Source organism: Fibrobacter sp. UBA7003, from assembly GCA_002449765.1.
Classification (GTDB): Bacteria; Fibrobacterota; Fibrobacteria; order Fibrobacterales; family Fibrobacteraceae; genus Fibrobacter.
Window position 1 is genome coordinate 176,800 of record DJXN01000004.1, and the last position, 14,024, is coordinate 190,823.

Sequence of the window (14,024 nt, forward strand, 5' to 3'; positions counted from 1 at the left end):
TTTATCGGCGCTTCGACAAGCTCAGCGACCTTTATTACATCATGCCGCCCATGCCACCCATGCCCGGGTCCATGGCCGGAGCAGCCGGCTTGGGTTCCTTCTTCTCGGTGATCACGCAGTCTGTGGTGAGGATCATCGAGGCGATGGAGGAGGCGTTCTTGAGGGCCGTGCGGGTCACCTTAGCCGGGTCGATGACGCCAGCCTTGATGAGGTCTTCGTAGGTGTCGGTCTTCGCGTTGTAACCGAAGGCGTCCTTGCCTTCCTTGACCTTGTTCACCACCACAGAGCCTTCGAGGCCAGCGTTCTGCACGATCTGGCGGAGCGGTTCTTCGATGGCGCGGCGGATGATGGCAGCACCGGTCTTCTGGTCATCGTTATCGAACTTGAGGGAGTCGATGGCCTTTTCGGCACGGATGAGGGCAACGCCACCACCCGGAACGATACCTTCTTCGACGGCAGCGCGGGTTGCGTGCATGGCGTCGTCGACGCGGTCTTTCTTTTCCTTCATTTCGACTTCGGTAGCGGCACCGACCTTGATCACGGCAACGCCGCCGGCAAGCTTGGCCAGGCGTTCCTGGAGCTTTTCGCGGTCGTAGTCGCTGGTGGTGGTTTCAATCTGCTTCTTGATCTGACCGATACGGCCCTTGATGGAGGCTGCATCACCGGCACCTTCCACGATCGTGGTGTTGTCCTTCGTGATGGTGATGGACTTGGCCTGGCCAAGAACGGTGACCGGAGCATCTTCGAGCTTCGCGCCCGTGTCTTCGGAAACCAGCATACCGCCAGTGAGGATAGCGATGTCTTCGAGCATGGCCTTGCGACGGTCACCGAAGCCCGGGGCCTTGACGGCGGCGACCTTCAGGGTGCCACGCATCTTGTTCACGACCAGCGTCGCGAGAGCTTCGCCATCCACGTCTTCGGCGATGATGAGGAGAGACTTGCCCTGCTTTGCCACGTGTTCGAGCATCGGGAGCAAATCCTTCATGGTAGAAATCTTCTTGTCGTACAACAGGATGTACGGATTCTCGAGGGAGACTTCCATGCTGTCGGTGTTGGTGACAAAGTAAGGAGAGAGGTAGCCGCGGTCGAACTGCATACCTTCCACCACGTCGAGCACCGTGTCGGCGGTCTTGGATTCTTCGATGGTGATGACACCGTCGTTGCCGACCTTTTCCATAGCGTTGGCGAGCAAGTCACCGATTTCGGGGTCGTTGTTCGCAGAGATGGTAGCGACCTGGGCAATGTGTTCCTTGCCGTTGATCTTCACGGCCATCTTGCCGATTTCCTTGATGACGGCGTCAACCGCAGCGTCCATGCCGCGCTTGATGTCCATCGGGTTTGCACCGGCGGCCACGTTCTTGAGGCCTTCGCGGGTGATGGCCTGGGCCAGCACCGTAGCGGTGGTGGTACCGTCACCGGCAGCGTCGCTCGTCTTGTTCGCGACTTCCTTGGCCATCTGGGCGCCGAGATTTTCGTAGGCGTCTTCCAGTTCCACTTCCTTAGCGACAGTCACGCCGTCCTTCGTCACGTTCGGGGCACCGAAGGAGCGGGCGATCATCACGTTGCGGCCCTTGGGGCCGAGAGTTACCTTGACTGCGTTGGCGAGCTTGTCCACGCCCTTCATGAGGGATTCGCGAGCCGCCACATCAAACTTGAGTTGCTTTGCCATTTTGTTTTTCCTTTTTTATAAACTTTTTTTGATTAGAGCGTCGCGATGACGTCCGGTTCCTTCACGATGAGGTAGTTTTCGCCATCAACGGTGACTTCAGTGCCGCTGTACTTGCCGTAGAGCACCACGTCGCCCACCTTGACTTCCATCGGGACGATTTCGCCCTTGTCGTTCTTGCGGCCCGGGCCCACGGCCACGACCTTGCCCTGCATGGGCTTTTCCTTGGCGTTATCCGGAATGAAGAGACCCGAGGAGGTCTTCTGTTCGGCTTCTGCCGGCTTGACAACGATTCGATCTGCTAAAGGCTTGATCATTTTACTTTTCCTTTTTTGCGGGCAGTCGCTTTCGCGACACCCTTTTGTTTAAATCTTGGTCCAAGTTGGACTATTTTGTTCGCTTGAACAAAAGCAAAATCTGTGCCAAACAGATTTTTTCCAAAAAAGACCTTTTTGGCAAGATTTTTGCGTCAAACAGGTGGAAAAGTCAAATATCAGCCAATTTTTTCGCACGCTCGCGTGTTTTATTTTGAGACATTCTTGCAAGAGTGTTTTAAAACGAAACGTTCCGCGGCTGTCAGCTACGACTCCAACAGATTTCGCCCCGATGTATTCCTGATATATTCGGCAGCCTTGCTCCGCTCCCGAAGCCGACGATTCTTCGCCATGTATTCCGCCTCATAGATGGCTGAAAACCTTTCCAGCAGTTCGACCGGTGTCATATCCAGTCCCATCGCCAGCGCACAAAAAGTCTCAAAAGAGGGAATCCTCTTTCCGCACTCCAACATTGATATAAATTGCCGAGTAAGCCCCGAAATCTTCGACAGCTGACGCTGCGTGACCAACGAATCCCTCCTTATGCTGATCACAAGTTTTCGGAACGCGCTACAAAACACCTCATGGTCATCTAATTTCATACAATAAAGATATAAAAAACTTGCAAATACAAAAGTATACATATGTTCCCAAATGTAAAAATTCCCATGACCTTTTGTTAAAGAAATATATTTTAGACTCCCCTTTTATTTTTAAAAATCATTACTATATAGGGGCCGCTTTGCAGGACCTGCTTTACGCAAGTCGTTTTTTCTGCGGGGAAGGGCTATCGGGAGGCATTTTCGCGGGGATTTCGCCTCGAAAGAACAAAAAAAAAACGACCTGCTTTACGCAAGTCGTTTTTTCTGCGGGTGCCAGGACTCGAACCTGGAGCCTTTTGGTTCGTAGCCAAACGCTCTATCCAGTTGGGCTACATCCGCGTGACGTGCCCAAATATAGAATTATCGGTTGAATTGTCAAGGGATTTTTCTAAATTTGTTGAATAATTTTTTATATCCAAGAATTAACGATGAAAAAAGTCAAGTCCATCCTAGCCTATTGCCTGACCATCGCAAAGAAGCTTTTCTCCGACAAAAAGTTCGACATTTGCCTCGCCATCCTCTGCTTTCCCATAATTCTCGGATTTGTCGCAGTCGTCATCGTCTATAACCATTACCTGCCGGAGCTCCCCTCCCTCGCCCAGCTAGAGCAAATAAACCCGAAGCTCGTCACCAACATTTACGACATGAACGGGAAAATTGTGCACAAGTACTTCGTGGAACGCCGCGAATGGACCTCGTTCGATTCCATCCCCGAAGACGCAATCCACGCCGTCATGGCGACCGAAGACCGCGCCTTCTACAACCACTGGGGCATGAACGTCTGGGCCATCCCGTCGGCAATCGTCGAGAGCGCCCTCAGCGGCAAGCAGCTCCGCGGCGCCTCCACCCTCACCCAGCAATTGACCAAGCTCCTGTTCCTCACGCCGGAACGTTCCATCGCCCGTAAAATCAAAGAGGCGATGACCGCCATCCGCATCGAGCAGACCTATACCAAGCAGGAAATTCTCGAGTTCTACATGAACGAGGTGTACCTGGGAGGCGGCAACTACGGGTTCCAGGCCGCAGGCAAATACTACTTCGGCCGACCGCTCGACAGCCTCACCATTCCGGAATACGCCGTGCTAGCGGGCATGCTCAAGGCGCCCGAATCCTACCGCCCTGACAAGCACCCCAAGGCATCGCTCGAACGTCGCAACACGGTCCTTTTCGCCATGTACGACGCAGGCTACATCAGCAAGGAAGACTACCACAAATACATAGCGACCCCCATCGCGCTCGCCGAAAAGGAACCTGAAACGGGCTCCGGCCTCTACTACTACGAAGAAATCCGCAAGTACATGGAAAAGAAGTACGGGCAGAACTCGCTCTACGCTGACGGAGTTTCCATCTACAGCACCATTGACCCCGACATCCAAGAACTCGCAGACAGCGTCATCCAGTCGACAGTCAAGAAATACCGCAAGGAATTCCAGAAGAAGGCGGCCAAGAACCTAAAGCTCGCCGACAAGTACAACATGGAACTTGACAGCGTTCTCGTCCACTTCGACAGCGTCTACACCCTGTTCAAGAAGGACTACCTGAGCAAGGACACTTCCGCAAATATCAAGAAATGGCGCTACCCGCCCGAAATCCGCTACCATGACGTAGAAATGGCGGCAGTCGTTATCGAGAACGAGACGGGCGCAATTCGCGCAATGGTCGGCGGCAGCGACTTTAACACATCGCGATTCAACCGCGCCGTCCAGTCCCTGCGTCAACCTGGGTCGTCCTTCAAGCCGATCGTCTACTCCGTCGCCATGGACAACGGCGCTTCCCCCTGCGACTCGGTGAACGACGCTCCCATCACCATGACCGACGAGACTGCGGCAACCGGCATGTGGCGACCGCACAACTCCGAAAAGAACTTCGAAGGCATGATGTCGCTTCGCAGGGCGCTTTACCGTTCGAAAAACATCCCCGCCATCCTCACCGCCTCGAAATACGGTTTGAGCAACGTGGTGAACTACGCCCGCGCCTTCGGCATCCGCAAGGCTCCGCTCGTAGCGGTTCCGAGCCTCGCCCTCGGGTCTGTCGGAGCGACGCTCCTCGAAATGACCTCGGCCTACACAGTATTCCCGAACGGAGGAACCCGAATCGAGCCCTACATGATCGAATCCATCGAAGACAAGAACGGCGAAGTAATCGAAAAGAATTCCAAGGTCGAAAGTGTCGTGATGAAGCCCTCCGCAGCCTACCTAATGGTCGACATCCTGAAAGACGTAAACGTCCGCGGAACCGGATTCAAGGTCGCACAGAGCGGATTCAACCACCCGAGCGGCGGCAAGACCGGAACAACGAACGACTACACCGACGCCTGGTACATCGGCTTTACGAAGCATTACACCATGGGCGTCTGGGTCGGTTTCGACCAGGCCGTCTCCATGGGCGTCGGCCATACGGGCGGCAACTACGCGCTTCCCGCATGGATTGCCGTCATGACAAAGATTCACAAGGGTCTTCCGCAGAAATCGTTCCCCGTTCCGAGCGGAGTCATCAGCCGCGGCGTTTGCAACGTCACGGGTAAACTCGCGGGTGAATTCTGCACCGAAAAGACATACTGCCTCTACACCACCAACAACTATCCCGACGAAGTCTGCGATGGCGACCACTACAAGGTGAAAACCAAGTCCGCCGACGACGCAACGCTCTTCAGCAACAAGGGTGCCGCAGAAAACACGCAAGGGCCGAAAAAGCCCCGCAAAATGTTCTAGCGCATGACCGGCAAGATAGCCTCAATCCCTTATTTTTAAAGGGATTGAAAAGCTTTTTTACCCTTAACAAAAAACTGTTTTTTTTCTATCTTTACGGCCACCATGGAATGGCCGCGCGACATAAAATCTCTCACGACTGACGAGCTCAAGGCTTGGCTTCGCGATGTAAACGAGAAGCAATACCGCGCCGATCAAATCCAGAAATGGCTTTTCTGCCAACAGGTAAAATCCTACGACGAAATGGCGAACGTGCCGCCCTCGCTCCGCGAAAAACTGGCCGAACAGTTTTCCATCCGATCCCTCATCGAGGAACAGCGCATGGAATCGGTCGACGGCACTGTCAAGTGGCTCTTCCGGACGCGCGACGACCACCACATCGAAACCGTGATGATTCCAGCCAACGGACGCTTCTCCGTATGCGTGTCGACCCAGGTGGGCTGCGCCATGAACTGCGCTTTCTGCCGCACCGCAAAGATGGGCTTCACCCGGAACCTCGAAGCGGGCGAAATCCTCGAAGAAATCCTCAATGTGAACTGGTACCTGAAAGAGGCCGGTCTCTTGAACGATGAAGGCAACGTTGCCCAGGTCACGAACATCATCTTCATGGGCATGGGCGAACCGCTCAACAACCTGGAAAACGTGCACAGAGTCTGTTGCACCCTGCACAACCAGAGTCTCTTCAACATGGGCGCAAAGCGCATGACCGTGAGTACAAGCGGCGTTGTCCCGAAAATCAAGGAACTTGTCGACCGCAATACGCCCTGCTGCCTCGCCGTAAGTCTCAACAGCACGAACAACGAATACCGTTCGTCCGTGATGCCGGTGAACAAGACCTGGCCCATCGAGAAACTCCTCGAAGCGGTTGACGAATACATCCGCCGCACCGATAATTATGTGACGTTCGAGTTCGTGCTCATCAAGGACATCACCTGCACCCCTAAGGCCGCAAAGGAATTGATCCGCATCTGCGCCCCCCGCCGAGTGAAGGTGAACGCAATCGTGCTTAATGACGGTGATGACCCGAGCTTGCACGCCCCCACGCCCGAAGAGGTCGAGGATTTCCTCGCCGCCGTGCGTGCCGCCGAAATTCAAATAACGATCCGCAACCCGCGCGGCCGCGACATCCTCGCCGCCTGCGGGCAACTCGCGTACAAAAAGGAAGGTAAAGAATGTTAACGCAGAACCTCCCGGAATTCTGGGACAACCTCTATGCCGATGGCAAGGACTACTGGAATTTCAAGAAGGCGACCCCTGCCCTGCTCGAATTTTTCAAGCACCCCTCTTGCCCGGCTACCGGCTCCGTGCTGATTCCCGGAGCAGGTTTCGGCTACGATGCAGAAGCTTGGGCCGAACGCGGCCACGAAGTGCTCGCCGTAGACTTTGCGCCCACGGCCGTTGACGAACTCGACCACCTGAGCCGCAAGCACAAGAACTTGCGTTCGCTCGACCTTGACCTCTTCACGCTCACCCCCAAGGACCCCAAGCGCGGTGGCCAGCAGTTCGACATCGTGTACGATTACTGCACTTTCTCCGCCATCCATCCGGGGCGGCGCGACGAGTTCTTCGAAGTCTGCTACAAGATGCTCAAGGACGACGGCGTCCTGATCCTTTTCCTCTACCCGCTCATGAACGGCAAGACGCTGCAGGGCCCTCCCCATGCAACGAGCGAAGGCGAACTCATGGCGCGCCTCGGCGGCGTTTTCGATGTGGTGGAACGCATCAAGCCCGTAAATAGCATCCCCGGCCGCGAAGGTAAGGAAGAAATCTGGCTTTTGAAGAAATGCCTGTAATCTAGAACGGCTCAACGAGCCTATAGACAAAAAGCTTGCGACAAAAGACGAGAGACTGGAAAAGCTCTCGTCTTTTTTTGTGCGTCCAATTTCTCCATTCCTATTTTTTTCTAATTTTTCCTCAAAATTTTTAATGCGGCATGGCCGCCAAACAAAAACACAAGGATTAAACTATGGCTCAAGATTTATGCCCCTGCGGATCTGGAAAAGAATACTGCGAATGCTGTGAACCCATCATCAAGGGAACTGCCCTCGCCCAGAGTCCCGAAGCGCTGATGCGCTCACGCTATACAGCCTACGCCAAGCACGAAATCGCCTGGCTCAAGGACTCCCTCGAAGCTAGCCAGCGCAGTGACTTCGACGAACCGAGCGTAGAAGCCTGGAGCCGCGACTCCGAATGGCTCGGCATCGAGATCAAGCAGACCAAGACCGAAGAAGAGAAGAACATCGGCTGGGTCGAATTCGTCGCACGCTTCAAGCAGGGAAACATCACCCGCAACCACCACGAACTCGGCGAATTCCACAAGGTGGGCGGCGCATGGTTCTTCTACGACGGCCGTGCAGTGAAGCAGGAAACCGTCCGTCACGAAGGTCCGGTTGTCGGCCGCAACGACCCGTGCCCGTGCGGTTCCGGCAAGAAGTACAAGAAGTGCTGCGGCGCAGGCAAGTAATCAACCTTCAACCTCAATCCGATAGAAAGATGTTCAAAGTTTTCGTAGATGGTGAAGCAGGGACCACTGGCCTGCAGATTTATGAGAGACTCGCAAAGCGCACCGACATCGAAGTGTTGCGCATTTCTCCTGAACTCCGCAAAGACATTAACGAACGCAAGAGGCTCATCAACGAGTCCGACGTGACGTTCCTGTGCCTGCCCGACGCGGCCGCTGTCGAAAGTGCAGCCCTCTGCGAAAATCCGAACACCCGCGTGATTGACGCTTCTACCGCGCACCGCGTGAATCCGGACTGGACCTACGGGATGCCGGAACTGAGCCCCGCCCAGCGCGAAGCGATTGCAAAAGCCAAGCGCATCGCGAACCCCGGCTGCCACGCCTCGGGCTTTATCCTCGGCGTGCACCCGCTGGTTGCCGCAGGAATCCTCCCGAAGAGCGCAAACCTCGCCGCCTACAGCATTACCGGTTATTCCGGCGGCGGCAAGAAGCTCATCGCCGAATATGAGGAAGCAGCAGCCCTTTCGCATGCTGCCGGCGAATCGAAGGCCATCATGGCGCCCGCCCCGTACGCGCTCGCGCTCGCTCACAAGCACCTTCCCGAAATGAAGAAGTACTGCGAACTCGAAAACACGCCGTTCTTCAACCCGGTACTCGGCCCCTATTACAAGGGCATGGCGGTGACGGTCGCCATCTTCGCGAATGAACTCACCAAGAAGGTCGGCCCCGAAGGCCTCACCGAAATCTTGGCGAAGCATTACGAAGGTTCCCGTTTTGTGAAGGTCATGCCGTATGAAGCAGCCCCCGTGCTGTTCAACGGCCGCCTTGACGCCACCGTCTGCAACGACACAAACAACGCCCGCATCCAGGTTTTCGGCAACGAGAACGTGATGCAGGTGACGACTATTATCGATAACCTCGGCAAGGGCGCAAGCGGTGCCGCCATTCAGAACATGAATATCGCGCTCGGCCTCGACGAAAGCATCAGCCTGGTCTAGGCAACAACCGGCAACGATTATACAAAAGCCAGCCCGATTGCGGCTGGCTTAAATGTTTAAATGCAAACAGCGACTTAATCTTCACTGAAGGTGAACGGAATCGTCACAGTCGTGTTACCAGACTTGACCTTGCTGAAAGTCCAGCGGCTCACGGCTTTCTTAATCTCTCCGTCAAATTCGCCATACCCGGTCGTAGAGGACGCAATGGAAATACTGATAATTTCACCACCCGGAGCAATCGTGAACTTCAGGGTAACCTTACCCTGGAATCCCGGTTTTATCTTCAGGAACTTGTTATAGATGTGGCGCAGGCCCGGAGTACGTTGACGTACGACCTTCATGATGTCAGCAGCGGAACGAGATCCACCACCGGCACCCATCTTGACATCATCTCCAGACGGAGTCTTGATATTTCCCTTGGCCTTGGTTGCAATACCGCCTCCACCGAAGAGGCCCGCAAGGCCGTCGCCGACACCATCATCCCCACCTTCTGCGAAGCCTTCATTGAAGCCGTCACCCGTCTTGTTGTGACCTGACAAGGAAGAATTAAACAATCCCTTTTCATTAATTACATCCGAATAGTCAGAGCACAAAGTCCAAAACCATTCCAACGTCTTGTTCAGGAAGACGGGATTCACGCCGCCATCATAGATAAATTGGTATGTCAATCGCATGACGCCATCCCCATTGTCACGTCTGAGAAATGAGGCCTGCGTCAAAATTTTATCAATATTGAACTGGTTTGCCGTCTCGATAGCCAAGGATTCATCCACATCCTGGGTTCCACCCCACGTTGCAGAAAGCTTTACAAGTTTCTGGTTGGGATATACAAAGATATAGCCCTTGTAGGTTCCATTTGTAATAAAGAGGTCGCCATCCTCATCAATCCGGCCCTGAGTTTCACCTTCCAGGAGTTTCAATAAATTTCCCGGATTAACATCGCTTTCCCGCAATATTTTGCCAGGTCCAAAAGATGCCGGAGCGTAGCTTGTTTCGTAATGACCATAGGCAAGGACCTGCTGCGCACAGAATGCGACAAATATACCGAACAATATCTTTTTTAGATTTTTCATGAACAACCGAACCTTTTCCTATATGCAGCTATTCCACAGCGCCTCGAACCAGTGCCCAAAATAGCTAGCATCGCACAGTTGGTGGAGTACTCCCGAAACACAAGCAAATTTCTTCGGGTTATAAGGGAAACCATTGCAAGACACGCCATTTAAGCAGCTAGAGCATTGACTTTCATCTGCAGACCAGCAACTTGTATTGCAAAACGTATCTACGACATTGTCGTTGCAGAATTCTTTCTTGGGATTATAAGTATTGCTGCCACATACCGCAACGCTAGCCACAGAACTGCTCGATTTGGGTTTGGTATAGTTTGTCACGGAACTGCTTGATGTGGGAGTATAGTACGTCGTAGAACTGCTTGATAAATAAACAGGATTACTTTGTTCCGAGCAACTCGACACCTGGGCATCCACCATCTCCCCGTATTCATCCTCAAGCTGGGCGGCATAGTCCGTACAGCCGGGCAGGCAAAGAGCAAGCAAAAGTAAAGCGAGAAGCCGTTTCATAGTCTTACAAACCTTTATTATTGACAAGATGGAACACTATTCAAATCAATCGCTATTCTATCATCTTTCAAATCAATGCCACCGCTCCATCGCCCTTCTTTATCAGGGCTCACAGCAAATTTACAGAAACCATCTTCAGGAACATTTACCAATGCGCTTCCGTGAATTATAAATGTCTGGGTAACGGTATTGCCAGACTTGCTAAACAACTTGTTTTTCGCAAACATATTATCCGAGTCAAAATACCACTTCAAGTAATTGATGGTTGTCCCTGCCCGGGTAGTATAATTACAGCGGTAGCGGACCTCTTCAATTTTGTGGGTTCCCGGAATCAGGTAAGAGGCGAACAGCCTGTTCGACACAAAGTCAATCTGTTCCTTTTTTCCGTCAGGTCCATAAAGGATGATTTCTCCCGTTTCCGAGTCACAGGCACCAGAGAGCGAGGCATGAACAACACCGATTACCCCCGATTCGCCTTCGAAAGCGGCTTCGTTTCTCAAATCCCATTTGTCGAAGGTCTGATTTATTGCGCAGCTGCTTAAAGCAACCAACGTTAACGCAAAAATAAATCCTTGAATTATTCTTTTAGCCATTTCAAGTTCCTTTTTGCAAAACAACCCGCACCTATTCGCAACGGACGTTCTTTATCTCCAAATAGTTGCCCACAGAGGAATAACCTTCGATTCTCCAAGTAAGTCCTATAAGCGATTTCCTGAATTCTTCCATCGAAACTTCTCCGGCAACATTCGGATTATTCCAGGGAAGCGTAACCTGACGCCAATCTTCCGAATCCTTTATCAGGACCGGCACCGTAACGAACGAGCCTCCCAAAAGGGACGTCGTCGCAAAAAACACATGTCCCGAGCCCCGGTAACTGTAAGACAAGACCGAGCATGTCGAAAGGTCCTTCTTCTGTTTCATTTCCGCCACGACATTTGGCTTCGAGGCAACAACATCGTCCGAATACGAAACCGATACCTTCCCCGCTTTTTCCGTATTCAGTTTTGCCGTACCACCGATATTTTTCCAGACAAAGTCATCGCTATTCAGACAAGAGCTCTGGCCCGATACGACAAGTTTCTCCTTGTACAGGACATCATCCGAATATATCAGGCAATCGGGAAGCTTTTCCAGATTCACGGCAAGACTGCCGTAAGGCCTCTTCGCTTCAATTTCCTGCTTTCCGGGAACAAGCGAAAGCTCGGATGCGGCCAGGATGTCCATCTTGCAGAAGCCTACATGCGGTATCTTCAAATAAAGCCTTTTGTCGGGCATGCCGTCAAAGCCCCACGAGAATTTCGAGTGGGCATCGCTCCCTTCGCAGAAATACGCAATGGAATCAACCTCATAATAGCCCGGCGGGAGCGGGGCCGCAAAGACCTGGTTGGGGTGAAAAGGAACAGCGGCCTTCAGGCTGTCGCCCGACAAAATCAAGGTTCCGTTCTTCTTTTGGCAAACTTCCTTTGCGTCGCACGCAGACTCGGCCGAGACCACGGACAAGAATCCCGTTTTCGCCTCGAACGACTTTTTGTCCGAAAGAGCGTCTCCTTCGATAACCAATTTAGACTGCGTACATCCAGCCAGAACCAAGAACAACAAGAACAGCAACACCTTCATACGCAATCCCCTCAAAAAGCCAGTGTCAGGACAACACCAAGGGCTCCGATTCCAGCCACACAATATCCGATAGCTCTTATAATCTGCCAGTTCTTTGCTGCATCAATGCGATCATTCAACTCAACTCTAGATGCCGGGACCCCCGCATCACGTTCCTGCTTGGCCCTGAGGTCACCGTAGTACGCGGCAGCGCCCCCTGCAACCAGCACAGCCGATGAAATCATGAAGTTGCCCCAGTTTACCCGGAACTTCCTCTTCTTTTTGGCCGGTTTCGGAGATGTCTTCGGTGCGGCAGCGACCTGTTCCGACGAACCTCCCTGAGGCGTGAGAAAGTCCATTTCATCCTCGACATCCAGGTCAAATTCGGCATGCAACAGACTCCCGTTAAACTGGTCAAACGGATCGTTCAGATTCAACGGGGTGTTTAACGTTCCCGCCAACTGTTCATCGAACGGTTCGTCGGCGAAGTCTTCCTCATAGGATTCCTCTTGCGCATGAGCACAAACCGTCATGGCAATAGCAAGAAGAATGTAAACAAGGAAGCGCATACTACATCTCGACTTAATTTTCACTGAAAGTAAATGGAATCTTCACCGTCGTACTGCCAAAGTCAACCTTATTGAACATCCAGTTGGAGACCGCGTTCTTGATACTAGCATCAAATTCGCCATATCCGGTCGTAGAGGAAACAATCGAGATAAAAGTAACCTCACCACCCGGAGCAATCCTTAACTTCAAGACGATGCGGCCAGCAAAACCTTCCCTCTTCTTCAGGAACTTGTTATAAAGATGGCGCAGGCCCGGAGTACGCTGGCGCACGACCTTCATGATGTCCGATTCGGAGCGGAAACCGTCATCACTTATGTCGATATCACGGGCAGTCGGAGTTTTTACGTTTCCCTTGGCCTTGGTTGCGATACCGCCTTTATTGCTACAACTGTCGCCACAGAAAAGCCCCGCAAGTCCGTCGCCAATACCTCCGTTCCCTTCGTTGGAGCCGCCGTCAGTTTTTCCCGACGTCTGGAGGCCAGCAACATCTTTCAGAACGCGGTCAATATCCTTAGAGAACTTCTGGTTTTTCATTAGGTCATAAGCCGCAGCACTAGCGGTCTTGCTTTTAGCTGTGAGAAGCATTATGGGGGCACACTTGTTCGAAGGCTTAAGACCGAGCGGAGAAAAGAGTTCGTCGTAAGCCATCTTTTTTACCGATTCATCCACTTTATCCAAAAAAAACAGGCAAATATTCCGGAACCCCGCATTCTTCAACGCGCTCATCAAGGGACGCAATTCACGGAGCCTATTATCGTCAAAAAAAGTGCTACTTATAATCAAGCCCGCACAATTAACATCCTCCATATCACTGAACTGCGTATGTATAGCGACTAGATCCTTTGCAATCACGTCAAACACAGACAAAGGAGCAACGACAGCCCTTTGAGCCTCCCATTGGCTAAGCACACGGGCTGAATTGGGCGAAATCGTTGCAAGAACAGTCCCGGCGCGGGGCTTAGTCAGATATTCCGGCGGTTGCATACCCGAAGGACCCTCACCGGGAAGAGCGAGAAAATTATTGTTTTCATCTACATAGGCACTGTCCGGTTCTCCATTTCTTGAAGAATAGACCGTCCAAATAACACGGCCGGGATCTTCCTCAGATTCCTTCTGTATTGCTACATAACGATCCGGATAGCGCCCCCCCAGGACTTCATAATACACGTTCGGCTGAAAACCACCTCGCGCCCCGATAACAATGTAATTGTCTGTCACAGCAACATGAAGGGCCAAGCCATTTTGATTCTGATTCGACGAGGCTTTCTGAAAACCCCCTCCAGCTTCGTCCCCTACAGAAATTTCATCATCATAATCCGAGCTCGTATCGTAATGACCATAGGCAAGGACCTGCTGCGCACAGAATGCGACAAATATACCGAACAATATCTTTTTTAGATTTTTCATGAACAAACAAACCTTTTCCTATATGCAGCTATTCCACAGAGCCTCGAACCAGTGCCCAAAATCGGAGTAGCCAGCACCAAAACAAAGAGCCGTCAACACAAATGCAATCCAGAGAAGGCGTA

General features: G+C 52.4%; 13 protein-coding genes and 1 tRNA gene. 5 read left to right on the top strand and 9 right to left on the bottom strand.

Annotated features, from left to right (window positions below; genetic code table 11):
* Positions 1–34: 34 nt before the first annotated feature.
* From groL to B2952_RS03270, 4 genes are all read right to left on the bottom strand, one after another.
* A complete protein-coding gene (groL, locus tag B2952_RS03255) occupies positions 35–1,669 on the bottom strand; it encodes a chaperonin GroEL (protein WP_072809725.1) in 1,635 nt (544 codons plus the stop codon).
* A gap of 32 nt (positions 1,670–1,701) precedes the next feature.
* Complete coding sequence (gene groES / locus B2952_RS03260; RefSeq protein WP_072809723.1) at positions 1,702–1,983, bottom strand: co-chaperone GroES; 282 nt, start codon at positions 1,981–1,983, stop codon at positions 1,702–1,704.
* Positions 1,984–2,246: 263 nt separating this feature from the next.
* Positions 2,247–2,582 (bottom strand): helix-turn-helix domain-containing protein, encoded by a 336-nt coding sequence (locus tag B2952_RS03265; protein WP_173365370.1) that lies wholly within the window; start codon positions 2,580–2,582, stop codon positions 2,247–2,249.
* Positions 2,583–2,847: 265 nt separating this feature from the next.
* Positions 2,848–2,921, bottom strand: a tRNA-Arg gene (locus tag B2952_RS03270).
* A gap of 89 nt (positions 2,922–3,010) precedes the next feature.
* On the opposite strand from B2952_RS03270, the gene B2952_RS03275 reads away from it, so the two are divergent.
* The 5 genes from B2952_RS03275 to argC all read left to right on the top strand — a co-directional run bounded on the left by B2952_RS03275 (position 3,011) and on the right by argC (position 8,749).
* A complete protein-coding gene (locus B2952_RS03275; RefSeq protein WP_173382601.1) occupies positions 3,011–5,293 on the top strand; it encodes a penicillin-binding protein 1A in 2,283 nt (760 codons plus the stop codon).
* A 102-nt stretch (positions 5,294–5,395) separates the two neighbouring features.
* Complete coding sequence (rlmN, locus tag B2952_RS03280) at positions 5,396–6,469, top strand: 23S rRNA (adenine(2503)-C(2))-methyltransferase RlmN (protein WP_173382602.1); 1,074 nt, start codon at positions 5,396–5,398, stop codon at positions 6,467–6,469.
* The gene (locus tag B2952_RS03285) at positions 6,463–7,083 is read left to right on the top strand and encodes a methyltransferase (RefSeq protein ID WP_173365367.1); all 621 of its coding nucleotides are present in this window, start codon (positions 6,463–6,465) and stop codon (positions 7,081–7,083) included. The genes rlmN and B2952_RS03285 overlap by 7 nt, the downstream gene beginning before the upstream one ends.
* Before the next feature lie 173 nt (positions 7,084–7,256).
* Positions 7,257–7,754: a YchJ family protein gene (locus B2952_RS03290; RefSeq protein WP_173365366.1), complete on the top strand. Its 498-nt coding sequence runs from the start codon at positions 7,257–7,259 to the stop codon at positions 7,752–7,754.
* Positions 7,755–7,783: 29 nt separating this feature from the next.
* Positions 7,784–8,749 carry an N-acetyl-gamma-glutamyl-phosphate reductase gene (argC, locus tag B2952_RS03295; RefSeq protein WP_290731503.1) on the top strand — a complete coding sequence of 322 codons (966 nt, stop codon included), beginning with the start codon at positions 7,784–7,786 and terminating at the stop codon, positions 8,747–8,749.
* 74 nt (positions 8,750–8,823) lie between these two features.
* Here argC and B2952_RS03300 read toward each other — a convergent pair whose 3' ends face one another.
* The 5 genes from B2952_RS03300 to B2952_RS03320 all read right to left on the bottom strand — a co-directional run bounded on the left by B2952_RS03300 (position 8,824) and on the right by B2952_RS03320 (position 13,902).
* On the bottom strand, positions 8,824–9,822 hold the full coding sequence (locus tag B2952_RS03300) for a TonB family protein (protein WP_290733802.1): 999 nt from the start codon (positions 9,820–9,822) through the stop codon (positions 8,824–8,826).
* Between the two features lie 524 nt (positions 9,823–10,346).
* Positions 10,347–10,922: a hypothetical protein gene (locus tag B2952_RS03305; protein WP_290731496.1), complete on the bottom strand. Its 576-nt coding sequence runs from the start codon at positions 10,920–10,922 to the stop codon at positions 10,347–10,349.
* Positions 10,923–10,953: 31 nt separating this feature from the next.
* The gene (locus B2952_RS03310) at positions 10,954–11,946 is read right to left on the bottom strand and encodes a hypothetical protein (protein WP_290731493.1); all 993 of its coding nucleotides are present in this window, start codon (positions 11,944–11,946) and stop codon (positions 10,954–10,956) included.
* 11 nt (positions 11,947–11,957) lie between these two features.
* Positions 11,958–12,494, bottom strand: a complete 537-nt coding sequence (locus B2952_RS03315; protein ID WP_290731490.1) for a hypothetical protein — start codon at positions 12,492–12,494, stop codon at positions 11,958–11,960.
* Between the two features lie 13 nt (positions 12,495–12,507).
* Complete coding sequence (locus tag B2952_RS03320; protein ID WP_290731487.1) at positions 12,508–13,902, bottom strand: AgmX/PglI C-terminal domain-containing protein; 1,395 nt, start codon at positions 13,900–13,902, stop codon at positions 12,508–12,510.
* Positions 13,903–14,024 lie beyond the last annotated feature (122 nt).